21 protein-coding genes and 1 other RNA gene are annotated in these 24,330 nt (G+C 35.9%); 6 read left to right on the top strand and 16 right to left on the bottom strand.

From position 1 onward, the window contains the following. Positions 1-3 precede the first annotated feature (3 nt). The 10 genes from ftsY to recR all read right to left on the bottom strand — a co-directional run bounded on the left by ftsY (position 4) and on the right by recR (position 6,924). On the bottom strand, positions 4-960 hold the full coding sequence (gene ftsY / locus JMA43_RS09060; protein ID WP_342156174.1) for a signal recognition particle-docking protein FtsY: 957 nt from the start codon (positions 958-960) through the stop codon (positions 4-6). Between the two features lie 113 nt (positions 961-1,073). Next, complete coding sequence (locus JMA43_RS09055; RefSeq protein ID WP_342156173.1) at positions 1,074-1,226, bottom strand: DUF4295 domain-containing protein; 153 nt, start codon at positions 1,224-1,226, stop codon at positions 1,074-1,076. Positions 1,227-1,235: 9 nt separating this feature from the next. Next, positions 1,236-1,418: a 50S ribosomal protein L33 gene (rpmG, locus tag JMA43_RS09050; RefSeq protein ID WP_339143222.1), complete on the bottom strand. Its 183-nt coding sequence runs from the start codon at positions 1,416-1,418 to the stop codon at positions 1,236-1,238. A 28-nt stretch (positions 1,419-1,446) separates the two neighbouring features. Next, entirely contained in the window at positions 1,447-1,683 is a 237-nt protein-coding gene (rpmB, locus tag JMA43_RS09045; RefSeq protein WP_342156172.1) for a 50S ribosomal protein L28, read from the bottom strand. A 75-nt stretch (positions 1,684-1,758) separates the two neighbouring features. Further along, positions 1,759-3,006 carry a competence/damage-inducible protein A gene (locus JMA43_RS09040; RefSeq protein WP_342156171.1) on the bottom strand — a complete coding sequence of 416 codons (1,248 nt, stop codon included), beginning with the start codon at positions 3,004-3,006 and terminating at the stop codon, positions 1,759-1,761. Continuing rightward, positions 3,006-3,344 carry an Hpt domain-containing protein gene (locus JMA43_RS09035; protein ID WP_342156170.1) on the bottom strand — a complete coding sequence of 113 codons (339 nt, stop codon included), beginning with the start codon at positions 3,342-3,344 and terminating at the stop codon, positions 3,006-3,008. The genes JMA43_RS09040 and JMA43_RS09035 overlap by 1 nt, the downstream gene beginning before the upstream one ends. 41 nt (positions 3,345-3,385) lie before the next feature. Then, positions 3,386-3,997: a fumarylacetoacetate hydrolase family protein gene (locus tag JMA43_RS09030; protein ID WP_342156169.1), complete on the bottom strand. Its 612-nt coding sequence runs from the start codon at positions 3,995-3,997 to the stop codon at positions 3,386-3,388. A gap of 14 nt (positions 3,998-4,011) precedes the next feature. Next, a complete protein-coding gene (locus tag JMA43_RS09025; protein WP_342156168.1) occupies positions 4,012-4,788 on the bottom strand; it encodes a 3'-5' exonuclease in 777 nt (258 codons plus the stop codon). 68 nt (positions 4,789-4,856) lie between these two features. After that, entirely contained in the window at positions 4,857-6,203 is a 1,347-nt protein-coding gene (locus JMA43_RS09020; protein WP_342156167.1) for a dihydrolipoamide acetyltransferase family protein, read from the bottom strand. Between the two features lie 100 nt (positions 6,204-6,303). Beyond that, positions 6,304-6,924, bottom strand: a complete 621-nt coding sequence (gene recR, locus JMA43_RS09015) for a recombination mediator RecR (RefSeq protein ID WP_342156166.1) — start codon at positions 6,922-6,924, stop codon at positions 6,304-6,306. Positions 6,925-7,003: 79 nt separating this feature from the next. Between recR and JMA43_RS09010 the strand changes: the two genes are divergently transcribed. After that, positions 7,004-8,485, top strand: a complete 1,482-nt coding sequence (locus JMA43_RS09010) for a sodium:solute symporter (protein WP_342156165.1) — start codon at positions 7,004-7,006, stop codon at positions 8,483-8,485. On the opposite strand, the gene JMA43_RS09005 is transcribed toward JMA43_RS09010, so the two are convergent. Then, the gene (locus tag JMA43_RS09005) at positions 8,469-8,828 is read right to left on the bottom strand and encodes a CoA-binding protein (protein WP_342156164.1); all 360 of its coding nucleotides are present in this window, start codon (positions 8,826-8,828) and stop codon (positions 8,469-8,471) included. The two genes, JMA43_RS09010 and JMA43_RS09005, sit on opposite strands and share 17 nt — an antisense overlap. Before the next feature lie 180 nt (positions 8,829-9,008). Between JMA43_RS09005 and JMA43_RS09000 the strand changes: the two genes are divergently transcribed. Then, entirely contained in the window at positions 9,009-11,477 is a 2,469-nt protein-coding gene (locus JMA43_RS09000; RefSeq protein WP_342156163.1) for a TonB-dependent receptor domain-containing protein, read from the top strand. Between the two features lie 121 nt (positions 11,478-11,598). Here the strand turns inward: JMA43_RS09000 and nagB are convergent, their stop codons facing one another. From nagB to JMA43_RS08980, 4 genes are all read right to left on the bottom strand, one after another. After that, the gene (gene nagB, locus JMA43_RS08995; protein ID WP_342156162.1) at positions 11,599-13,536 is read right to left on the bottom strand and encodes a glucosamine-6-phosphate deaminase; all 1,938 of its coding nucleotides are present in this window, start codon (positions 13,534-13,536) and stop codon (positions 11,599-11,601) included. A gap of 262 nt (positions 13,537-13,798) precedes the next feature. Beyond that, complete coding sequence (locus JMA43_RS08990) at positions 13,799-14,806, bottom strand: 3-oxoacyl-ACP synthase III family protein (RefSeq protein ID WP_342156161.1); 1,008 nt, start codon at positions 14,804-14,806, stop codon at positions 13,799-13,801. A 162-nt stretch (positions 14,807-14,968) separates the two neighbouring features. Beyond that, a complete protein-coding gene (locus tag JMA43_RS08985; protein ID WP_342156160.1) occupies positions 14,969-15,730 on the bottom strand; it encodes an SDR family NAD(P)-dependent oxidoreductase in 762 nt (253 codons plus the stop codon). Between the two features lie 80 nt (positions 15,731-15,810). Next, complete coding sequence (locus tag JMA43_RS08980; protein ID WP_342156159.1) at positions 15,811-17,016, bottom strand: NAD(P)-dependent oxidoreductase; 1,206 nt, start codon at positions 17,014-17,016, stop codon at positions 15,811-15,813. Positions 17,017-17,304: 288 nt separating this feature from the next. Here JMA43_RS08980 and ssrA point away from each other — a divergent pair. The 4 genes from ssrA (at position 17,305) to JMA43_RS08960 (ending at position 22,726) form a co-directional block, all read left to right on the top strand. Continuing rightward, positions 17,305-17,705, top strand: a transfer-messenger RNA (tmRNA) gene (gene ssrA / locus JMA43_RS08975). Between the two features lie 328 nt (positions 17,706-18,033). Further along, positions 18,034-19,224, top strand: a complete 1,191-nt coding sequence (locus JMA43_RS08970; RefSeq protein WP_342156158.1) for a glucuronyl hydrolase — start codon at positions 18,034-18,036, stop codon at positions 19,222-19,224. Between the two features lie 150 nt (positions 19,225-19,374). Continuing rightward, on the top strand, positions 19,375-21,324 hold the full coding sequence (locus JMA43_RS08965; protein WP_342156157.1) for a heparinase II/III domain-containing protein: 1,950 nt from the start codon (positions 19,375-19,377) through the stop codon (positions 21,322-21,324). After that, on the top strand, positions 21,314-22,726 hold the full coding sequence (locus tag JMA43_RS08960; protein WP_342156156.1) for a sulfatase-like hydrolase/transferase: 1,413 nt from the start codon (positions 21,314-21,316) through the stop codon (positions 22,724-22,726). Before JMA43_RS08965 ends, JMA43_RS08960 begins: the two co-directional genes overlap by 11 nt. A gap of 93 nt (positions 22,727-22,819) precedes the next feature. Here the strand turns inward: JMA43_RS08960 and JMA43_RS08955 are convergent, their stop codons facing one another. After that, positions 22,820-24,181: a Gfo/Idh/MocA family protein gene (locus tag JMA43_RS08955; protein WP_342156155.1), complete on the bottom strand. Its 1,362-nt coding sequence runs from the start codon at positions 24,179-24,181 to the stop codon at positions 22,820-22,822. Positions 24,182-24,330: the final 149 nt, after the last annotated feature.

Below are 24,330 nucleotides of genomic sequence, written 5' to 3'. Positions count from 1 at the left end.
TTTTTACTGTTTAAAAAACGAATCTACAAACTCGTATTTATTAAACACTTGCAAATCTTCAATTCCTTCACCTACGCCGATGTATTTTACAGGAATTTGGAATTCATCGGAAATACCAATTACAACGCCACCTTTTGCGGTTCCGTCGAGTTTGGTTACCGCCAATGAAGTAACTTCGGTAGCTTTTGTAAACTGCTTAGCTTGTTCAAAAGCATTTTGCCCTGTCGAACCATCTAAAACCAAAAGTACATCGTGAGGAGCATCTCCTACAACTTTTTGCATTACGCGTTTTACTTTGGTAAGCTCGTTCATTAAGTTCACCTTATTATGAAGTCGTCCAGCGGTATCTATAATTACCACATCGGCATCTTGATTTACAGCCGATTTTAAAGTATCAAAAGCAACAGATGCAGGGTCACTACCCATTTGTTGCTTTACAATTGGGATATCTACACGATCTGCCCAAACTTGAAGTTGATCGATAGCTGCTGCCCTAAAAGTATCAGCAGCACCTAAAACAACTTTTTTTCCTTGCTTTTTAAACTGATAAGCCAACTTACCTATTGTGGTAGTTTTTCCAACACCATTTACTCCAACAACCATTAACACATATGGTTTTTTATCTGCAGGAATGGTAAACTCTTTTTCTTCTCCAGAATTAGTTTCCGAAAGGAGTGCAGCTATTTCTTCTCTTAAAATAAGATTAAGCTCGTCGGTACCTAAGTATTTATCTTTGGCTACACGTGCTTCGATTCGTTCAATTATTTTTAATGTTGTATTTACACCAACATCGCTCGTTACTAAAACTTCCTCTAAGTTATCAAGTACCTCATCGTCTACTTTAGACTTTCCAGCGACTGCTTTTCCTAACTTAGAGAAAAAACTAGATTTCGACTTCTCTAGACCTTTGTCTAAAGTTTCTTTTTTTTCTGATGAAAATATTTTCTTAAAAAAACTCATTTTACAACGAATACGTTAATTGATCAATTCGAATTACACAGTTCAAAGATATAAAAACAAAAGGCTACTTTCGTATAGAAAGTAGCCTTAATATATAATAAGTTGTGAACTTCTTATTTTGAGTTTAACCAGTCGTTAACTTCTTCTGGAGCCATTACAGCTTCTACAAAAGTGTACGCACCAGTTTTAGGAGACTTAACCATTTTTATAGCTTTAGTTAATCTCTTTGAACTTGTCTGTAAGGTTGCTACTGTCTTCTTTGCCATGGCTTATAATTATTTAATTTCTTTATGAACAGTCATTCTCTTAAGAATAGGATTAAATTTTTTAATCTCTAGTCTATCTGGAGTATTCTTTTTATTTTTCGTAGTGATGTAACGAGAAGTTCCTGGCTGTCCAGATTCCTTATGCTCGGTACACTCTAAAATAACTTGTATTCTATTACCTTTCTTTGCCATCTTTATATCGTTTTAATGGAGCTATTAATTACTTAATAAATCCTTTTTCTTTAGCTTCTTTTAAAACTGCAGTAATCCCCTTCTTGTTAATGGTTTTTAACGCAGAAGTTGATATTTTAAGCGTAATCCAACGATCTTCTTCAGGTAGGAAGAAACGTTTTTTGATAAGGTTAGCATCAAATTTACGCTTTGTTTTGTTCATCGCGTGAGAAACATTATTTCCCACCATCGCTTTCTTTCCAGTAAGTTCACAAACTCTTGACATTCTTCTAAAACTTTATGTTATTTAAAAACAGGGTGCAAATTAACGAATTTTTCACTTGTAAGACAAGCAAATACTCTATTTTTTTAAAATTTCTTTCCAAAGTATTTCAAAACCTTTGTTAACCGCCTTATTTATTACCCTCTCCCGATGTTCACCAAAATTAAATTTTTCTGAAAATACACCCTCAGGAGATGCAATTGCAATAAAAACTGTTCCTACCTCAGCATCAGAATCTCCTTTTGTAGGTCCTGCGTTACCTGTTGTTGCTATTGCATAGGTTGTTTTAAAGAGGTTTTGAGCACTTACAGCCATAGCCTCAGCAACTTGTGCACTCACAACAGAATAATCTTCAATAAGTTGAGGGGCAATCTTTAAAACTTCAATTTTTACTTCCGTAGCATAACTCACAACGCTTCCTTTAAAATAAGCTGATGCACCAGGCACTGCCGTAATAGCTTCTGCAAGCTTCCCTCCTGTGCAACTTTCGGCAGTTGCTAAGCTTTCATTTTTTTCAATTAACAGCTTCCCAATTTGCTTTTCCATCACAGCATCTTCTTCCACAGCAAAGAAAATATCGCTTATAAGTGGCGTTAATTTCTCTATTTGTGCTGACACCGAAACTTCTAACAACTCCTTATCTACACCTTTGGCTGTAAGTCGTAGTCGTACTTTTCCTAAATTTGGTAAATATGCCAAACGAATGTAAGCTGGTAAATTGTCTTCCCACGCCTCGATGCGTTCTGCCAATGCACTTTCCCCCAAACCATAAGTCATTATAGTTTTGTGCAGTATAAACGGACGCTCGTATTTTTCTTGAATTTTCGGAATTACCGCTCCTTCAATCAATGCCTTCATTTCAAAAGGAACGCCTGGCAATGAAACAAAAGCTTTATTTCCCTTTTCTATCCACATCCCAGGGGCTGTACCGAACTGATTATTTAAAACAATAGCTTTGGAAGGCACCAATGCTTGTTTTCTATTTAAGTCTGAAATTGGTGTAGAAAGGTACTTTGCAAACAACATTTCTACATGTGCTAGTACTTCGGAATTTTCAACGAGTGTATCGTTGAAATATTCGCAAATTGTATGCTTGGTAATATCGTCTTTTGTAGGACCTAAACCTCCCGTTATGATAATGATGTCTGCACGCGCTTCGGCTTCTCTTAGTGCCTGAAGGATATGCTCTTTTTCATCCTGAACAGAAGTGATTTGATATACCGAAACCCCAATAAGATTTAATTGTTGTGCAATAAATGCCGAATTGGTATCGACTATCTGCCCGATAAGAATCTCATCGCCAATCGTAATTATTTCAGCAAACATTAGGCTTCTAAATATTCTTTAAATGCAGTAAATGCGTTTTGAAGTTCTTCGGATGCTCTTTTAAAATGAAAGTTGATTTCATCCATATCTTGGTCGCCAATTGCATGTCCTTCTATGGTTAACATATCATGGCGCACTTCTTCTACTCCAAGCAAATCTGCGTTTGGTTTTATTTTATGCGCAAACTGGTATATTAATTTAAAAGCTTTATTTTCTACTGCATCTTTTAATTTTGCTAGGTCTTCGGGGGTTTCCAACAAAAAAGTCTCTATCACAGAGGCATTAAACTCTTGGTCGCCTCCCGATAGTTCGTTTAATTTGTCTAAGCTGTATTTCATTGATTTAATTTCTATTTTGGGTGTTTTGTAATAGTCTTTATTTATTTCACTTTAATAGAAAACATTTTTTTATCTTCTAAAAAGCCTTGCAATTTATCTTCTGGTGCAACTTTTCCTACACCTGCAGGAGTTCCTGTAAAGATAATATCGCCAATTTTAAGTGTAAAATATGTTGAAATATACGAAATTAACTCATCTACCTTCCAAAGCATCAACGAAGTATTTGCATTTTGAACAACTTCGCCATTTTTTGTTAGCTGAAAATTTAAATTATCAACAGCAGGCAACGTGTCTTTAGATACCCATTTCCCAACTACAGAAGCCCCATCAAAGCCTTTTGCTTTTTCCCAAGGTAGCCCTTTTTCTTTTAACTGACTTTGTAAATCACGTGCTGTAAAATCGATTCCCAAACCTATTTCACTATAATATTTATGAGCAAATTTAGGCTCGATAAACTTTCCTACTTTACTGATTTTCACAAGCACTTCGACCTCATAATGAACATCATTTGAAAAATCTGGAATGTAAAAATCGTGTCCGTTTTTTAAAACAGAACTATCTGGTTTTATAAATATAACAGGGTCTGTAGGCTTTTCGTTTTGCAACTCCTTAATATGGTCGGTGTAATTTCTACCAATACAAATTATCTTCATTTGGGCAACAATACTTAATTTAACTTATTGTTTAGCTTTCTCAATTTGATAGCTGTAAGTACTTTTTTGGTATACAGCGGAAAATCAGCATTTAGCAACCAACCAAAATACCCTGGCTCTTGCTCCATTACATCTTCCACTCTTTTTCCTTTGTGTTTCCCAAAAGAAAAAACCTCTTCTCCTTGTTTGTTATAAGCTATAAATCCAGCAAAATCGGCTGTTTTTTTACGGGTTGTAAAATCGCTTAAAAACTTCATGTTATTTTCAAGCTCTTCATATTTATCAAGTTGTGCTTTTAACACTTCGTAAGTCGCATTTGTATCGGCTTCTGCGCTATGCGCTCCCTCTAAATTTTGTCCGCAGTAAAACTTATAGGCTGCAGAAAGCGTACGCTGTTCCATTTTATGAAAAATGGTTTGCACATCTACCGCCACACGACTTCCCATATCAAAATCGATATCGGCACGCAACAATTCTTCTGCTAAAACAGGAATATCAAACCTATTGGAATTATACCCTGCCAAATCACTGTCTTTTATCATATTATAAATGGTTTTAGACAGTTCTTTAAACGTAGGTTCGTTGGCTACTTTATCATCGGTAATTCCATGTATTGCGGATGTTTGCGGTGGAATTGGCATTTCTGGATTTACAAGCCAAGTTCTGCTCTCCTTGTTTCCGTTTGGATATACTTTTAATATTGATATTTCTACGATTCTATCTTTCGCGACATCGATTCCTGTGGTTTCTAAATCGAAAAAACAAATCGGTTTTGATAAACTTAATTCCATGATTGTATTTTAATCCTTCATTGAAGGTATAATTCCTCGAAAGTTATCCTCCGAGTTGGTTGGTTATTTTACAATTCTTTATCGGCATCCCAAGCTTCAAGATATTCGGCAACACGCTGAATAAATTGTCCGCCTAGCGCTCCGTTTACAACGCGGTGGTCGTAACTGTGCGATAAAAACATTTTATGTCTAATTCCAATAAAATCGCCTTCTGGAGTTTCGATTACAGCAGGTACTTTTCGGATAGCTCCCAAGGCCAAAATTGCTACTTGAGGCTGATTGATAATTGGCGTTCCCATTACACTTCCGAAGGTTCCTACATTGGTAACCGTGTAAGTTCCGTCTTGAATTTCGTCTGGCTTCAGTTTATTTTCACGAGCACGACCTGCTAAATCGTTTACACGTTTTGCCATTCCAACTAAATTTAACTGGTCAGCATTTTTAATAACAGGTACAATTAGATTTCCATCTGGTAGCGCTGCTGCCATTCCTAGATTGATATTTTTCTTTTTGATGATTTTATCTCCATCAACAGAAATATTTATCATTGGGAAATCTTTAATCGTCTTTGCAATAACTTGCATAAAAATTGGAGTGAAGGTAAGTTTTTCTCCTTCTCGCTTCTGAAATTCATTCTTCACTTTATTTCTCCAATTCCAAATATTGGTAACGTCTACTTCAATAAAACTCTGTACATGCGCCGAAGTTTGCACACTTTGCACCATATGATGAGAAATCAATTTCCCCATACGAGACATTTCGATAATTTCGTCTTGTCCGTTTACTGAAACAGGCACCGCTTTTGGTTGCGGTACAGATGGTGCAGGCGCAGCCTTTTGTGCAGGAGCTTCTTTAACTTCTGTATTTACAGCAGGTGCTGGAGTAGTTTTACTACCACGAGTTTCAATGTATTTTAAAATATCGTCTTTGGTTACACGACCGTCTTTTCCTGTTCCTTGAACCCCCTCCAATTCATCAAGACTGATATTTTCTTCTTTAGCAATGTTCTTCACCAATGGCGAATAAAACCTCTCAGTATCGCTATAATCTACCACTGGAGCAGTAACATTTTCTTTCACTACAGCTATTTCTTCTTCAATTGCTGTTGCTGTTTCTTCGGAAACTTCATGGGTAGTAGTTTCTTCAGTAGTTGATGCTACCTCTCCTCCATCACCGTCGGTTTCAATAATCGCCAATACGTCGCCTACTTTTGCCACCGCATCAACTTCAAAAAACTTTTCTACTAAAACACCATCCACCTCACTAGGCACTTCAGAATCTACTTTATCGGTTGCAATTTCTAACACTGCCTCATCGGCTTCTATGGTATCTCCAATTTCTTTCAACCAAGAAGTTATTGTTGCTTCTGCGACACTTTCTCCCATTTGCGGGAGCTTTAATTCAATTCTTGCCATATCAATAATTTGTAGCTATTTTAAGTTGCTTATTTTGCGAAAATAATAAAAAATAAGCTTTTTTGTTATTAATTTTTCTTTGAGATTTCACAATCTATTGTTAATCACTTTTTAAAGAATTTTCAAACGGAATCCTATGTAAAATACTGCGCCCTAATGTAACCTCATCGGCATATTCAAGCTCGTCGCCTACTGCAATACCTCGCGCAATTGTAGAGGTAACAATTTTGTAAGGCTCCAACTGTTTAAAGATATAAAAATTGGTGGTATCTCCCTCCATTGTAGAGCTCAAAGCAAAAATTATTTCGTCAACTTTACCTTCTTTTACTTTTTCAACAAGCGTAGCGATGTTCAAATCTAAAGGTCCCACACCGTCCATAGGCGATATTTTTCCGCCAAGAACATGGTAAATTCCGCGAAACTGACCCGTATTTTCAATGGCCATTACATCTCGAATGTCTTCCACTACACAGATTAGTTTTTCTTCTCGCTTCGGATTGGCACATATCTCGCAAAGTTCTACATCAGAAATATTATGACAGCTTTTACAAAATTTCACTTCTGTTTTAAGCGTAACTAAAGCAGATGCTAAATTGGTAGTTTGACTTTCTGGCTGACGCAATAAGTGTAGCACCAAACGCAAAGCCGTACGTTTGCCAATGCCTGGAAGTTGCGAAACTTCGTAGACTGCATTTTCTAATAATTTAGATGAAAATTCCATTGTTGCGAAATTACAATTTTAAGCGTTGTAAATAAATTTTATAACATAGTTTTGTATTTTCATAACACAAAAAAAACACATGAAGCCAATTTATATCCTCCTGATTATTGCCGCTTACTTCGGAATTTTAATTCTAGTTTCGTTTTTAACCAGTAAAGATGAAGAGAGTAACGACAACTTTTTTAAAGCCAACAGGCAGTCGCCATGGTATGTTGTTGCCTTCGGAATGATTGGTGCTTCGCTTAGTGGCGTTACCTTCATTTCTGTTCCTGGATGGGTAGAAGCCTCTAAATTTGGCTATATGCAAGTGGTTTTTGGATACATTTTAGGGTATTTAATTATCGGAACCGTACTCCTCCCACTCTACTACAAACTCAACCTAACATCCATTTACACCTATTTAGAAAAACGATTTGGTAATAATAGTTACAAAACAGGCGCTTCATTCTTTTTACTATCAAGAGTTGTTGGTGCTAGCTTCCGCCTATTCCTCGTTGCCAATGTTTTACAAGTTATCATTTTCAACGAAATGGGAGTTCCGTTTTGGGCTACTGTTACGCTGACCATTATTTTAATTTGGCTATACACTTTTAAAAGCGGTATTAAAACTATTGTTTGGACTGATACACTGCAAACACTTTTTATGCTGATAGCACTCGGCGTTGCCATTGTTACTGTTTATAACGATTTGAATATTACTGGCGAGACCATGGTTGATTATATTGCGTCGAGCGAACTTTCTAAAATGTTCTTTTTTGATGATTTTAAAAGCGGAAATTACTTTTGGAAACAATTCCTTTCAGGAGCATTTATATCGGTAGTAATGACAGGACTCGACCAGGATATGATGCAAAAAAACTTAACCTGTCGCTCTTTAAAAGACGCACAAAAAAACATGTTTTGGTTTACTATTGTCTTAACTGTTGTAAACTTTGTTTTTCTATGCTTAGGTTTATTAATGACGGTATATGCACAACAAAACGGAATCGATGCGCATAAAGACGATTTATTTGCCGTACTCGCAAAAGACTATCTCGGAATTGGTGTTTTTATATTTTTCTTAATCGGACTTATTGCTGCTGCATACAGTAGTGCCGATAGCGCACTTACATCGCTTACTACTTCGTTTAGTGTGGATATTTTAAATATTGAAAAAAAATACAATGTAAAAAATCAAGTGAAAATCAGAAAAAGAATTCATGTGTTATTCTCGTTGGTTTTAATTTTAGTAATTATTGCTTTTAAATACATTATTAAAGACGAAAGTGTTATTGCGAAACTCTTTGTTTTCACTGGGTACACCTACGGTCCTTTACTTGGTTTGTATAGCTTCGGACTCTTTACCAAACTGAAAGCAAATGATAAATGGGTGCCAATTGTTGCCATTTTATCACCTGTTTTAGCGTATGTAATTAGCACTTGGACACAAACTCAATTTGGATTTGAATTCGGATTTTTTGTTTTGATTTTAAACGGAGTACTTACTTTTATCGGTTTACTACTTATTTCAAGCAAACCAACTCCCGAAGAAAGAGAAATCTTATTTAATACTCCCCAATAGACAACAAAACCAACGTACACGCTACTTCATATTGAATATTATTTTCACGAAGCATTTCGTAGAAAACAGGATTTTCAGTACCCGGATTAAAAATCACACGTTTCGGTTTTAAACCAATTATATACTCGTAATACGCTTCTTGATTTTTTGGATTCAAATAAAGCGTAACGGTATCAATATCATTATACTGAAGTAACTCAGTGTCAATTTTCACATTTGCAATTTCGCCACTTCTCAACCCAAAGGCAACAACATCGTGCCCTGCTGTAACTAGCCTATTTACAGCCATAAAACTATATCGATTGGGTTTTAGAGATGCGCCCATAACTAAGGTTTTCTTCATCTGTTAAATTGTGTTAAAGTTTAAATATAGTGTAACAACACTTTCTAAAAATCGTCAATTAAGTAATCGTTTAATCTAAAACCTAGGCATAAATTTTAAAATACTCAAAATAGAATATTTTGGATTTACCCCCTCTAGGAAGATTAAAAATAAGTATTCATCATCAATCAAAAAAACACAATGAAAAATCTATTTTTTTGGTGTTTAGCTCTTATTTCAGCTACAACATTTGCACAGAACAATGCTCCCAAAACAAATTTTGCAAAACTAGGAACCATTACAGGAACTGTAATCGACAAGTCGTTACAACAACCTATTCCTTACGCTACGGTTGTGGTTAAAAAGGACGGCTCCACACTTGTTGGCGGAATTACAAACGACGACGGAACTTTTGAACTTACCAATATTGAAGAAGGCTCGTATCTCTTCGAAGTACAATTTATTGGCTACAACACATTTTCAAAGGCTGTTGTTATTTCAGCAAAAAATAAAACAGTTGCGCTCGGAACAATAACTCTAGAAGAAAATATTACCGAACTCGAAGGTGTAGATGTTGTTGCGGAGCGCTCGTCGATAGAGCAAAAAATAGACCGTAAGGTTATCAACGTTGGTAAAGATTTAACCACTCAAGGCGCAACAGCTAGCGATATTATGAACAATATTCCTTCGTTAAATGTAGACCAACAAACGGGCGATTTATCGATGCGTGGAAATTCGAATGTTCGAGTGATGGTCGACGGGAAACTATCAAACGTTCCTGTAGCGCAACTACTAAAACAAATTCCTTCTACTTCAATTAAAAAAATCGAATTGATTACCAATCCGTCTGCAAAATACAACCCAGAAGGAATGAGCGGACTCATAAATATTGTTCTCCACAAAGATGCCAATATTGGTTTTAACGGAAACGTTAATTTAGGGCTTGCCTACGAAGAAGAAGCTAAGTTTAACAGTTCCGCCGATTTAAACTACAGAAACGGAAAATTTAATGTGTATGGGAGCTACGGAAACAATATCGGGAAGTATGTAAATGGTGGTCGCCTCGACCGTTTTGATGATGCTAACACAACAAACTTCAACGAAAATCAAATTCAAAATTTTAGTTTTTTCAACAATAACAAATCGCATTTATACAAATTTGGGATAGACTTTTTCTTAAATGACAAAAACACCATTTCCGTTTTTACCAATCAAAATATTTATAACGGAAAAGGCAGTGGCGATACCGAAATTATCAATGCAGACCCTTCTGTAAACAATGTTTCGCAATTATTCACCAACGAAAATTCTAATCATAACGAACAATACAATTTCGATTACAAAAGAGATTTTAAAAAGGAAGGACACAACATTGAACTGGAAGTAGATTACAGTCGATTTTCTGATGATGAAGATGCTAATTTTAATTACGTCGGAACGAGCACACAACCAAATTATCAAGATTTTGTAGACACGAATAGAAAACAAACCATTGCAAATTTGGATTATGTGAATCCGCTTTCAGAAAAAACAAAACTCGAACTCGGACTAGAAACACGTAATTTTGAAACCAACGTTGATTATGCTTCTACTGGATTTTCGTTTAACAGTGGTGGCGAACTTGTACCGACTCCAGCTACCGAATTTATCTACGGAATGGATATTTATTCGGGGTACGCAACTTTCGGACAGACTTTTGAAAAATGGAGCTACCAAGTAGGCGCTCGCTACGAAAATGTTTCTGTTAAAGCAGACACCAACAGCGTTCGTAGCTTTACCGACGATTACTCGCAATTGTATCCTTCGGCTTTTGTTACCTATTCGCCTTCAGAAAAAAATCAATTTCAAGCAAGTTTTAGCCGAAGAGTGGACCGCCCTGGACTTAGCCAAGTCAACCCTATTAGAGAATGGAGTACTCCTGTTATTTCTTCCTACGGAAATGAGAGCTTAAAACCTCAATTTACCAATTCTTACGAAACCAATTACACCCGCCGTTTGGAGCACGGGAGCATTACTTTTGGATTGTACTACCGAAGTATTGAAGATGAAATTAATCGTGCAGTTTACATTGACCGACTCGATGTTTCAAAACAGATACTTACCTACGACAATTTTGACGATACACAGGCCTACGGATTTGAAATTTCTGCAAATTATAAACCGCTTGAATGGTGGAACATTAACGGAAGTTTTGACCTATACTCACAAACACAACGCGGACTTACAGAACTTCTAAGCGCGACCGACACTCCTACTGCCGACGATATTATAATTGAAGAAGTGGAAGTTGAAAACGTTGCCTATAACGCACGTGTAAACAACAATTTTACCGTAACCAAAAAGCTTTCATTATCCTTATTTGGTTTTTACAGAGGTGAAAATAAAGGAATCCAGATGAATGCAAAACCTATGTACTTTGTAAACACTGGTGCTCGTTACAGTTTTGCACAAGGAAAAGGGACATTCAGTTTAAACTTTAACGACATTTTTAATACGATGCAATTTAGCTTTGATGGCGACAGACCTTACGCTCATAAAGGGACTTTTAATTGGGAAAGTAGAACTGTTTTTGCAGGACTTTCATACCGATTTGGGGGTGGTCAAAACAGAAAAGCAGTTCGTAAACACAGAGATAATAACACAAAAGAAAGCAGTGGCGGTGCTTTTTAAAAGCTTAATAGCGACGCATATTTTTATAGTTGATGGTTACTGTTTTGCTCGCTATTAATAAAAAGCCCGAAAGAGTTTTCTTTCGGGCTTTGGATTTTTTTATACTTAAATCATTTAAAAACTAATAGTCAAAACGCTTAAAAGCCTCAATCGCCGCATAATCCGACAATCCTAAATTGCGATAATGTTCGGCTGTTTTTTTGTTTCTGTCTTCGGCACGTACCCAAAACTCTCGTAAATCTTCTCCTTGAAATAGCACGCCGTCTTTTTGTGTTTGATGAAAAAAGATTGCTTTTCGTTTTCGCAATACTTGATCTGGACTCATCGGTACAGCCATATCAATTTCATGAATTTCCCACTCGTGCCAAGCACCTCTATACAGCCACAACCAACAGTCGTTCATGTACGATTCTGATTTTAATTCGCCCATAGCTCTAAACACAGCATCCAAACACACTTTATGCGTTCCATGCGGATCTGCCAAATCGCCCGCTGCATACACTTGGTGTGGTTTTACATCAGCAATTAATTTTTTAACAATATCAACATCTTCCTGCCCAAGCGGACTCTTTTTTACCGCTCCAGTTTCATAAAAAGGTAAATTTAAAAAATGAACCTGTTCATCTGGAACATTAAAATACCGCGTTGCAGCAATCGACTCTCGTTTTCGTATCAACCCTTTTAATTCTCTAACAGAAAGCGGATCAATTTCATTTTCTTTCTTTGCATTGATTCCATCTACTACGCTTTTTAACTTTTCTAATTCTTCTCCCTGCGGAAGAAAATCCATCGCAACTTCGGCAAATTTTAAAGCATCGGCATTAGACACTGCAATATTTCCAGAAGTTTGATAAGCAATATGCACCTCATGACCTTGCTGCACCAAACGATCGAACGTTCCTCCCATCGAAATCACATCGTCGTCGGGATGCGGACTAAAAATAATAACTCTTTTCTTCTCTGGAGATTTTCGTTCTGGTCTGTTGGTATCATCTGCATTTGGTTTTCCGCCAGGCCAACCTGTAATGGTGTGTTGCAACAAATTAAACATTTCGATATTCAACTCATACGACGATCCTTTTTCAGCAATTAAAGAAGCTAATCCGTGTTCGTTATAATCTTTATCGGTAAGTCTTAAAATAGATTTTTCAACTTTATCGCACAACCAAACTACGGCACGTTTTGTCATTGAAGTGTTCCACTCAACGGTATCAACCAACCAAGGCGACTCAAATCTAGTAAGCATCGAAGCGGCTTCTGTATCGAGTACAAAAGTTGTATTTGGATGGTCTTGCAAATAGGTCGCAGGAATTTGAGCAGTTTCTTCTCCTTCGATAGTTTGCTTGATGATTTCTGCTTTTTTGTGTCCCCATCCTAAAAGCACTATTCGCTTAGCATTCATCACCGTTCCAACTCCCATGGTAATTGCCTTTTTCGGAACGTTTTCAATCCCTAAAAAAGAGCTAGCAGCATCTTCTCTTGTTAATTGGTCAAGCGTAATGCTTCTGGTAACCGAATTGTAATGCGAGCCAGGCTCGTTAAATCCAATATGTCCTGTACGACCAATCCCGAGTAACTGAAAATCGAGACCGCCACTTGCTGCAATTTTTTCTTCATAAGCGGTGCAGTAATCGTTTATTTCTTCCTGCGGAATTGTACCATCTGGAATATGAATTTGCGACTTCGGGATATCGATATGGTTGAACAAGTTTTCATACATGAAGTAATGATAACTATGAATACTTTCAGGGTTCATTGGGTAATACTCATCCAAATTGAAAGTAATTACATTTTTAAAACTCAAACCTTCCTGCTTGTGCATTTTTATCAACTCTTCATACACACGTATTGGCGACGAACCTGTTGCTAGCCCTAACACGCAATGCACTCCTTTTTCGGCTTTCGCCCGGATTAAATCGGCAATTTCTTTAGCAACTAAATAAGATGCTTTGGAAGACTTCTCAAAAACTACATTGTGAATTTTTTCAAACCTACTGTGCTCATAGGTTCCTACTTTTACGTATCTAATACTGTGCACTTCTTCAGGATTTGATTTCATTTTATAAAACGTTTTATTTCAAAAAAAAGCGAATTATAAATATACTGAATTACTGCCAACTATCTATTAATTAAATGTTATAAGAAAAGTTATTTCAGAATAAAAAATAGTAAAAACAAAAAAGCTACCTTAAGAGTTTTTAAAATGTCTTTCTGAATATACTTCAGAGTCTCAACAAAAAAATTTTGAGATACTGAGTCACGCTCAGTTTGACATTAAATTAAACTTTTAAGATAGCCTCTTAAAATTGTATCAACTTATATTACCATTTTATAATAGCACTTGCCCAAGTGAATCCACTTCCAAAAGCTGCTAAAACTACGGTATCGCCTTCGTTAATTTTTCCTTGCTCCCACGCTTCTGTAAGTGCAATAGGAATCGAAGCCGCTGTTGTATTTCCGTACTTCATAATATTGTTATACACCTGACTGTCTTGCAAGCCAAATTTCTGCTGAATGAATTGCGAAATTCTAAGATTTGCTTGATGTGGCACCAACATATCGATATCGGCAGGTGTTAAGTTATTTGCTTGTAATCCTTCATTGATTACTTCACTAAAACGAACTACAGCATTTTTAAATACAAATTGCCCGTTCATGTGTGGCAAGTACGATGTATCGTCTGGATTGTTGTCTTCTAAAATATCTGTTACCCAACGTTTCCCCATTCCAGGAGCAATTAATGCCAACTCTTCGGCATGCTCACCTTCAGAATGTAAATGTGTAGATAAAATCCCTTTTGAAGTATCTTCTTCTCTACTTAAAACAGCTGCACCCGCTCCATCTCCAAAAATTACTGAAACACTACGCCCGCGAGTTGTCATATCCAAACCTGTAGAATGTACTTCAGAACCAATTACCAGAACGTTTTTATACATTCCCGTTTTTATAAATTGGTCGGCTACAGAAATAGCATACACAAACCCAGAACATTGATTTCTAACATCTAGCGCTCCAACAGTTTTTAGTCCTAATTCACGTTGAACTAATACGCCTGGCCCAGGAAAATAATAATCTGGACTCAAAGTAGCAAACACAATAAAATCGATATCATCTTTATCTAATCCAGAGCGCTCAATAGCAATTTTTGCTGCTTTCACTCCCATACTTGTGGTCGTGTCTTCTCCTCTAATTACATGGCGACGCTCTTGAATACCCGTACGTTCTTGAATCCAAGCATCGTTGGTATCCATCAACTTCGATAAATCGTCGTTTGTTACTACATTATCTGGCACATAATACCCTAAGCCTGTTATTTTTGAATTATACATCTGCAAGTCCTTTCTTTTAAAAAATATAAAATAACCGCTTTGAATTGCGATTTTATTAAAATTTAGCGTCGCAAGTTACGGAATATTACTAACTCTTTAAAATAAAGATTGAAAGATTGCATCGTTCTTAACACTGTAAAAACAAACTGTATGAGATTAAAACTATATCATTTGCCCACCAGAAACTTCGATGCGCTGTGCGTTTACCCATTTGGCATCGTCGGTACATAGAAATGCAACAACACTCCCAATATCGTGAGGCAATCCAACTCTACCTAAAGCTGTATTTGCAGCAATTGTTTTGTTCATTCCCTCATTGTCGCGAACAACACCACCTCCAAAGTCGGTTTCGATAGCACCAGGCGCAACTACATTTGCACGAATTTGACGCGCACCCAACTCTTTGGCTTGATATTTTGTGAGTGTTTCTATAGCCCCTTTCATGGCAGCGTAAGCCGAAAATCCAGGTAAAGAAAATCGTGTAAGTCCGGTTGAAATATTTACAATTCCTCCTCCATCATTCATGATATTTATTGCCTTTTGAGTAAGCAAATACGTGCCTTTAAATTGCACATTTATCATAGAGTCTAAGGCTTCTTCTGAAGTTTCTGAAAACGGCACATTAATTCCTATTCCGGCATTATTTACCAAAAAATCGATTTTATCTGTTCCGAAGTTAGTTTTTAAAGCAGATTGAACTTCCTCTAAAAACGACTGAAATTTATCGAATTTTGTTGTATTTAATTGAATCGCAGTAGCTTTTTGACCTAAACTTTCAATTTCCTTTATAACCTCATCTGCCTTGTCTTTGTTGCTATTATAGGTAATAACCACATCAAGTCCTTTTTTAGCTATCGAAAGCGCCATGTCTTTTCCTAATCCACGACTTCCTCCTGTTACTAAAGCTATTTTTCCTTTTTCCATTTTGCAATTTTTTTTGATTGTAAATAATCAGACGGAAGTCAGTATAAAACATTTCATCCGCATGCTATTTTATGTTGAATTTAATCTTTTCCGTCGATATAATCTTGAAGGTAACTATATCGTTCTGTTAATTTTCCGTTGGAGGTCATTCGTGCTCTATGTAAAATTCCATCTGCATCATTATTGAAAAAAGCAGGAATTACATGCGCTATAAAACTGTCTCCAAAACCATCGCTAGCATCGGCTGGAAGTTCGCACGGAAGGTTATCGACCGCCATTACTGCAATGGCATTTTCATCTTTAAAATCTACCTCAGCTTCAGTAATTGGGTGATAGCCATAAATGGGCTCGGCAATGGTTGAAGGACGAATGGTGGTTGCCACAGGTCCGTCGATATCACAACTAATATCTGCAACAACTTTTATTTTGAAGTCAGTTTTTTTGGCATCTTCTCTAGTGAATAAAAACGGAGCTCCATCTCCATAAAAATGCCCCGCAATGTAAAAATCGGATACCGATGCAAACCGCATAAAATCTGATTCGTAAGCTGACGGATTGTTATAAAAATCTTCAACTTCTAATGTTTTTCCATCCTTACGTTTGTTATAATCTAAAACATCTATTTGGCAATAAACAGGCTCAGAAAAATCGGTTTCCAAATATTCGGTTAGCGAAACTTCTTTAATTTTCATGGCGTCGAGCATTTCTTTTGCGCCATTTCCAACACGACCTTTCCCTGTAAGTAAAATTTTAATTACAGGAATACGTACCCGTTTTAAAGCATCGATAAGCACTTGCTGATTTGGAAGTGTGGTTGCTCGTGGTAATTCAAACAAATTGTATTTGAGTCCGTAAGTTCTAAACCCGTTGTACGCACCTACAATTCCAGCATAACGCCCAAAAGCTACCAATCGCTGTCCGCCAGCACTGGTAATAACTTCGTGGTCGTACATTTCAATATTTTTCTCTAAAATTGCTTGTAGCAACTTTCTATTATAGGGTTGCTTTTTAATGGTATGCGAAAAGAAAAAGTATTTTTTATTCGGAATTAACGCCTCGATAGGCACCTCTTTTACCCCGAGCAATACATCGCATTGTTGCATATTGTCTGAAACTTCGAAACCTGCTTTTTGATAATCGGTATCTGGAAAGATTCTGATATCGGAGGGTTCGACAATTATTTCTGCGGAAGGAAATTGATTTTTGACAGTTTGACATGCTTTTGGCGACAATACTACACGGCGGTCTGGCGGTGTTTTGCGTTCTTTGATGATTCCGAATTTCATACGAATTTGGTATAAATTTTGTTCTAAGTTACACGGAAGGAGGGAAATGTACAAGTTTTATTTGGATTCGGAGAATTTGTGTACATTTGCACCCCGCATTAGGGATCGAAGCGACATCCTTTTTTGAAATGGCGGTAAGCGATTTTAAAAAAGATATAGCGAAGAGCCTGTCTACCGACAAAGGCAAGCCCGCCCGGAGCTTTTTTGCGAAGGGAATGCCCAAAATAACACCTTTAAAATGACTATTTTACAGTTTTTGAGGTGGTAAAAAAAGTTCTTTGAATACACGGGGTCGACTGGTTTTGACAGCGAGTCTAATGGAAGTGTAAGCATGCAGAGCGCTGGGATACAGCTCTTTAATCTCATATTTCACATTTTTTTAAATGGCGAGAATAACTACGCTCTTGCTGCCTAATCTGAATTCATAGTAAGATTTTGGCCACGTTCCTGCAAGGCGGGAAGGCGAGATGCCTCAGGGTAGCCCTTGTTGATGGCGACCCGTTTTGAGGCACCATAAAAGTCAACATAGAAATAGTGTAGCTTTGGCACTGTTTTAAACTTTAAGAAGCTAAGCGTGTAGTGGGCGGTTTTTGGTCAGCTGCACGTCGAAAATCGAACAAAAACTAAGCATGTAGAAAGCATTTTTATTGCTTGTTTGGACGGGAGTTCGAATCTCCCCGACTCCACAAAAACCCCTTATGAACCTAGTGTTTATGAGGGGTTTATTTTTTTCGTTGACAGTTTAGTTGACAATTTATTCCATAAAAAAAACGAGACAAACTTTGGAATGCCCCGCTTTAAATGTTTTCACAACATATGGAACTACTCAGCAACCAATATTGTTACCTGTGAATTCTCCTATAAATATAAGAATTGAAAGCAATAATTCTTACTTTCAACCCTACTTTCCTATTAAAGTTTACACACTATTAGACTAGTTTTAAGAAAAAACCATATATTTGAAAATACCAAAAAGAAACCAAACAAATATTTATTTTTTTCAAAAACTTACTTATAATGATAAAAAGAAGCTTCATAACAATAATTACAATCTCGCTCCTTTTCTTTTCTTGTAAAAAAGAAGAAACAAATCAAAATAACGTCCAATTATCTGTTATTCAAAAAATTAACAATCAGTACGATTATTTTTATCCTGAAATAAATAAAAGTATAAACCAAAAAAGGTTTATACCTCGATCTATTCATCATGACTCACTAAAACTAGTTTCGGCATTTGATTGGACAAGTGGATTTTACCCTGGTACTTTATGGAATATTTATAAATTAACCAACGATAAAAAATGGCAAGAACGGGCAAAAATATATACCGAAAAACTATCTAAAATACAATATTGGGAAGGAAATCATGATGTGGGCTTTATAATTGAATGCAGTTACGGGAACGGAATAAAATATGGTGACTTACATTTATATGACTCCATAATTGTTAATACTGCAAAGGCATTATCTACTAGGTTTAAACCAAAAGCAGGAATCATTCAATCATGGAATGCAAATAAGAAATGGAACTGCCCTGTTATTATTGACAACATGATGAATTTGGAATTACTTTTTCATGCAACAAAAATTTCGGGAGATTCTACATATTATAATATTGCAACAACACATGCAAATACTACTATCAAGAATCACTTCAGAAGTGATTATAGTTCTTTTCATGTGATAGATTATGATAGTGAAACAGGCGACATAATTCAAAAGAAAACTCATCAAGGTTTCAAAGATAACTCTTCGTGGGCAAGAGGTCAATCGTGGGGACTATATGGTTATACAATGTGTTTTAGAGAAACTAAAAATCAAACATATTTGCAACAGGCAATGGCTATTGCTAATTATATAATTAACAATAAAAATATTCCTACGGATAAAATTCCTCTTTGGGATTATAATGCTCCGAAAAGTAAAGAGACTCCTAGAGACGCTTCTGCCGCTGCGATAACTGCATCTGCTTTATTTGAACTTCATAAATATGTAGATGAAGAAAACAGTACTAAATACTTAAATTATGCAAACGACATCATGAGTAGCCTTGCTTCAAAAGAATATTTTGCAGATTATAAAACAAATGAAGGTTTTATCCTCAAACATTCGGTAGGTAGTATTCCGCATGGTACTGAAATTGATGCTCCTTTAAATTATGCTGACTATTATTACACGGAAGCCTTAATTAGAGAACAGTCATTATAAAGTCCTTACTTTAATCCCTAAAATCTCCAAAGAATCTAGAAAACAGGCTAAAATTCAAATATGAAAAAATAACAATACGAAAGATAATATTCTTTGTTTTAATAAAATTATTATTTTTACAAGGAACCGATAAAAAACCTAAATCTTTAAATGAGAACTAATTCTAAATTACTATTCTTCTACATATTTTTCATATTTACATTTTGCGGTAATAGTCTTTATGCACAAGAGGAAAGAAATTATTTATCAAAACAACTCACAACAGATAAATATAACGGAGAAATTACCACCTCATTCTTCCCCTCAAAAAATGAAATTTCAGAAAAAATTAAAAATCTATCTCAAGAAGAACAGGATAAGATCTTAACCAAAGCTGAATCAATTAAAAATAAAGCATGGAATAACATACCAGTTACTGCATATTTGGCTTTTAAACGCACGGGAGATCGAAATATAATGCAAACTCCACAAGACAGTAAAACAGCTAAATTAAAAACACTTGTTTTAGCAGAACTACTCGAAAATAAAGGTAATTACACAGATGCAATTATGAATGGAGTTTGGTCTCTTTGCGAACAAACTACATGGGTAAGATCGGCTCATTTAACTGCTCAAAAAGGTGGAATTGGAGCTCCAAATGTTGAAGAGCCAATAATAGATCTAGGGGCAGGAGAGATATCCAGCTTACTTGCATGGACATTCTATTTATTTAAAGATGAATTTAAAAGCATTTCTCCTTACGTTTATAATAGAATTCCGTTAGAAATAAATAAACGAATCATAACACCTTACCTCGAACGAAACGATTTTTGGTGGATGGCATTTAGAAAAGTAGCCTTTGTTAATAATTGGAATCCGTGGTGTAACTACAATGTCCTTTTAAGTACAGCTTTATTAGGAGAGGAAGTTAGCGTTGAAACTCAAGAGGAAGTATTGACAAAATCATTAAAATCATTAGACAAATTTATTAATTACTATAAAGATGACGGTGCCTGCGAGGAGGGCCCTGGATATTGGAGTCATGCTGGAGGGAAGATGTTAGAACATCTTGAATTGGCATACAACATAACAAATAAGAACATTTCATTAAAAGAGAATGACCTTATTAAAAAAATGGGGCTCTATATAATGGATGCAAATATTGAAAAAAATTATTTTACAAATTTTTCTGATGCTACGATTAACGTAAACCCAAACCCTACGTTAGTATATCGATACGGGAAATATATAGAAAGTGAAGAACTGAAGGAGTTTGCTTCTTATCTGGCTCCCAACAATGACTATTACAACAATATAACTAGAGGAAGTATTGATCAAGTAATACACAATCTATTTACACAAGAAGATCTTAAAAACACAAAACCAGAAAAAACAAATACTCCATTCTTTTTCTACAAAGACAACGAGATTATTGGCGGAAGAACTTCCACTAAAGAAAGTGACGGTTTTTTCTTTGCCGCAATTGGCGCTCACAACAAACAGAGTCATAATCATAACGATGTTGGAAGCTTCATTTTATATCACGAAGGAAAGCCTTTGATTTCTGATATTGGTATTGAAACTTATTCAAGAAAAACTTTCAGCAGTAAACGTTATGACATCTGGACGATGCAATCAAACTATCATAATGTTCCACAAATTAACGGCATGGCACAGTTGGCAGGAAAAAAATACAAAGCCACTAATGTAAGTTTTAAAAACACAGAATCTCAACTTAGTTTCAATCTTAATATTGAAAAAGCATATCCAGATTCAACTATGTGTAATTCATTTAAAAGAAATTACATCTTAAAACGAGAAAGAAAAGGTGCGCTAATTATCAATGATAACTATCAATTGAGTGAATATATTTCTCCCACAAAATCGCATTTTATAACTGCAATAAAACCAACTATATCGAGTCCTGGAAAAATATTTTTAAATGAAGATGTAACACTTGCCTACCCTGAAAATACTTTTATTGCAACTATAGAAACGCTTCCGTTAGAAGATAAAAAACTGAGAAACGATTGGAAACAAGATAATCTTTACAGGATTACGCTTTCAACAAAAAACAAAAACTTAAATGAAAACTATACCATCAAAATTTATGAAAACTAAAACCTTATTTCAGTCTAAACTAATTAACATTAAAACAATTTCGTTTGGCTTAATGTTCTTTATTAACTTTTTTGCTTTTTCACAATCTCCAAACGTAGTTCTTATTCTTGCGGACGATTTGGGTTATAACGACGTTGGGTTTAACGGATCTACGGAAATCCCGACTCCAAACATCGACAGAATTGCCAATGAAGGCGTAAAGTTTACCAATGGCTATGTAAGTTATGCCGTTTGTGGACCTAGCCGCGCAGGACTTATTACTGGAAGATTTCAAGATCGTTTTGGCTTTGGCCTTAATCCTTTATATGCGCCAAAAGACCCGAATATGGGGTTACCTCTTTCCGAAGAAACACTTGCTAGCGCACTTCAAAAAGCCAACTACAAATCGGTTGCTATCGGGAAATGGCATTTAGGAGCGCACGAATTGTTACATCCTTTAAAAAGAGGTTTTGATGATTTTTATGGATTTTTAACTGGTGGACATATGTATTTCCCTGAGCAACTTACCATTCAAGATCAGTCGGGGGTAAAAAGCCAGTACGATGCATATCGCGAAAAAATATTACGTAATTATGAACGTGTTGAAGAAACCGAATACTTAACCGACGGACTTTCGAGAGAGGCTGTAAACTACATTAAAAAATACAAAGACGAGCCATTTTTTATTTACTTAGCATACAATGCGCCACACACACCGCTACAAGCAACTCAAAAATATTTAGATCGTTTCCCTAATATTGAAGACAAAAAAAGAAAAACTTATGCTGCTATGGTTAGCGCTGTAGACGATGGCGTAGGAGCTGTTTTGAATACGTTAGAAGAATTAAATTTAGATGAAAATACAATTGTAATTTTCTTATCGGATAATGGTGGTCCTGAGAAACACAATGCTTCTGACAATGGTGTTTTAAGAGGCGAAAAAGGTTCGCTATTTGAAGGTGGTGTACATGTTCCGTTTGCAATGAAATGGCCAAAAGCAATTCCGCAGGGAATGATTTATGAAAAGCCTGTTATCTCTTTAGATTTATTTGCTACTGTTGTTGCACAATCAAACATTCAAACTAAAAACAAGCTAGATGGTGTAAACTTAATTCCATATTTACAAGGTGAAAAAGAATTGGACGACAGACCTTTCTTTTGGAAACAGTTCAATAAAAATAGTTACGGTTTGCGATTAGGAGATTACAAGTATCTTCAATTAAATAATCAAAAAGAAAATATGCTGTTTAATCTTGAAGAAGACATTAGTGAAACCTCCAATTTGTACGAAACAAAATCAGCTACATTTTTAGCCTTAAAAGAAGAGTTTGAAAAGCTTAACAAAGAAATGAAAGATCCAATTTTTATGGGACTTTCTCAAGGAAAGGAATACAACGAATTACACCCAGATAGATTTGAATAATAAATTCTAAATCAAAATAATTTTAAACAAAAAAGCGAATGAAAATTTTCATTCGCTTTTTTTAAGCTAACTGCACAATAAACTAAAAACAAATTATCTTCTGTATTCTTCCTTCATCCAATCGTATGGTTTTCTAGCAATCCATCGACCTCTGGTAAAATCTGGAAAATCTTGTGGCTGACCGTTATTTTCTATCGAAGCTTCCGATAGCGGTGTAATTGCACTCCAAGCAGCAGCATCATATGCGTCCATTGGCGGAGCAACATTATCTAATGCCGACTCAACAAATGCTTTCATTACAAAATAATCCATTCCTCCATGCCCTGCTCCCGTAGCAGTTTCTCCATATTTTTTCCAAATTGGATGATCGTATTTTTTAAGCCATTCCTGAGCATCGTCCCATTTGTGTGGCTTTGATTTCCCTTCAACATAAATTCTACTTCCATCAACTTCCCACAAACCATTTACTCCTTGCACTCTAAATCCAAGTGAATATGGTCGTGGCGAATTGGTATCGTGTGTTATAATAATTGTTTCTCCGTTAGCAGTTTCTACCGTAGAAGTAATTACATCTCCCAATTTGAAATTTACTTTTGCATTTGGATGATCCGCACCTCCTTCATTCACAATATACCTATGTAAACCTCTAGCTTTAGTAGCGTGAGAAGTTATCGACACAAAACGGTTACCACGATTGATATCGCACATTGCAGCAATCGGGCCAACTCCATGTGTTGGATACACATCTCCATTTCTTAAAACAGAATGTTGCGTTCTCCATTTTGCTTCGGAAAGACCTTTCTCTCCAAACTCAACACCACCTCCATACGGTTGCTTTCCATTATTAAATTTTACATGACGTAAATCGTGTTGATATCCGCATCTAAAGTGTAGCAATTCTCCAAAAACATTTTGCTTCACCATATTCAAAACAGCCAACACATCCCTTCTGTAATTCACGTTTTCCAAGATCATTAAGTGCGACCCTGTTTCTTCAGAAGTATTTACCAAGTCCCAACACTCCTCTATTGTTTGCGCTGCCGACACTTCTAAACCTGTATATTTACCAGCTTTCATCGAATCGACTGCCATACGGGTATGCCATAACCAAGGGGTAGAAATAATTACCGCATCAATTTCTTCAAGTTCAAGCATGTTTAAATAATCGTGTTCGTCTTTCCCAAATACTTGCGGTTTTTTTCGTCCTGCTTCTGTTATTTTTTTATTTGCAATATCAATACGGCTCGGGTCGATGTCGCAAATTGCTGTTATCTCTACATCACCTCTATGAATCGCATTATTTAAATGATTCGTTCCTCTTAATCCAACACCTAAAAAGGCTAGTTTTAATTTTTCATTTTTTGCTGATGCATATCCGAAAGACAGGTTTGGGGCTAAAGAAATTCCTGCTCCTACTACGGCCGACTTTTTAATAAAGTTTCTTCTAGAATTCATAATATGGTTACTTAATCTCTTTGTTTTGAATGATAATTTAAAAATGAAGCAAAATGAAAATAAAATATCTTCATTTTGCTTTGACAATATATAATTTTACTTTTTAAAAAGAAAATTATATCTAAATTATTTCAGAAAGAATTCAGTTA

This window comes from Joostella sp. CR20 (genome assembly GCF_038433465.1).
GTDB lineage: Bacteria > Bacteroidota > Bacteroidia > Flavobacteriales > Flavobacteriaceae > Galbibacter.
This window is presented reverse-complemented; position numbering and strand designations above follow the sequence as displayed.

Excerpts from the sequence above, each read along its gene's own strand:
- JMA43_RS08960 (WP_342156156.1), top strand. The coding sequence starts at position 21,314 with ATGAAAACTAAAACCTTATTTCAGTCTAAACTAATTAACATTAAAACA.
- rpmG (WP_339143222.1), bottom strand. The coding sequence starts at position 1,418 with ATGGCAAAGAAAGGTAATAGAATACAAGTTATTTTAGAGTGTACCGAG.
- JMA43_RS09020 (WP_342156167.1), bottom strand. The coding sequence starts at position 6,203 with ATGGCAAGAATTGAATTAAAGCTCCCGCAAATGGGAGAAAGTGTCGCA.
- recR (WP_342156166.1), bottom strand. The coding sequence starts at position 6,924 with ATGGAATTTTCATCTAAATTATTAGAAAATGCAGTCTACGAAGTTTCG.
- JMA43_RS08985 (WP_342156160.1), bottom strand. The coding sequence starts at position 15,730 with ATGGAAAAAGGAAAAATAGCTTTAGTAACAGGAGGAAGTCGTGGATTA.
- JMA43_RS09040 (WP_342156171.1), bottom strand. The coding sequence starts at position 3,006 with ATGTTTGCTGAAATAATTACGATTGGCGATGAGATTCTTATCGGGCAG.
- JMA43_RS08970 (WP_342156158.1), top strand. The coding sequence starts at position 18,034 with ATGATAAAAAGAAGCTTCATAACAATAATTACAATCTCGCTCCTTTTC.
- ftsY (WP_342156174.1), bottom strand. The coding sequence starts at position 960 with ATGAGTTTTTTTAAGAAAATATTTTCATCAGAAAAAAAAGAAACTTTA.
- JMA43_RS09005 (WP_342156164.1), bottom strand. The coding sequence starts at position 8,828 with ATGAAGAAAACCTTAGTTATGGGCGCATCTCTAAAACCCAATCGATAT.
- JMA43_RS09030 (WP_342156169.1), bottom strand. The coding sequence starts at position 3,997 with ATGAAGATAATTTGTATTGGTAGAAATTACACCGACCATATTAAGGAG.
- JMA43_RS08965 (WP_342156157.1), top strand. The coding sequence starts at position 19,375 with ATGAGAACTAATTCTAAATTACTATTCTTCTACATATTTTTCATATTT.
- JMA43_RS09035 (WP_342156170.1), bottom strand. The coding sequence starts at position 3,344 with ATGAAATACAGCTTAGACAAATTAAACGAACTATCGGGAGGCGACCAA.
- JMA43_RS09010 (WP_342156165.1), top strand. The coding sequence starts at position 7,004 with ATGAAGCCAATTTATATCCTCCTGATTATTGCCGCTTACTTCGGAATT.
- JMA43_RS09025 (WP_342156168.1), bottom strand. The coding sequence starts at position 4,788 with ATGGAATTAAGTTTATCAAAACCGATTTGTTTTTTCGATTTAGAAACC.
- JMA43_RS08955 (WP_342156155.1), bottom strand. The coding sequence starts at position 24,181 with ATGAATTCTAGAAGAAACTTTATTAAAAAGTCGGCCGTAGTAGGAGCA.
- rpmB (WP_342156172.1), bottom strand. The coding sequence starts at position 1,683 with ATGTCAAGAGTTTGTGAACTTACTGGAAAGAAAGCGATGGTGGGAAAT.
- JMA43_RS08980 (WP_342156159.1), bottom strand. The coding sequence starts at position 17,016 with ATGAAATTCGGAATCATCAAAGAACGCAAAACACCGCCAGACCGCCGT.
- JMA43_RS09000 (WP_342156163.1), top strand. The coding sequence starts at position 9,009 with ATGAAAAATCTATTTTTTTGGTGTTTAGCTCTTATTTCAGCTACAACA.
- nagB (WP_342156162.1), bottom strand. The coding sequence starts at position 13,536 with ATGAAATCAAATCCTGAAGAAGTGCACAGTATTAGATACGTAAAAGTA.
- JMA43_RS09055 (WP_342156173.1), bottom strand. The coding sequence starts at position 1,226 with ATGGCAAAGAAGACAGTAGCAACCTTACAGACAAGTTCAAAGAGATTA.
- JMA43_RS08990 (WP_342156161.1), bottom strand. The coding sequence starts at position 14,806 with ATGTATAATTCAAAAATAACAGGCTTAGGGTATTATGTGCCAGATAAT.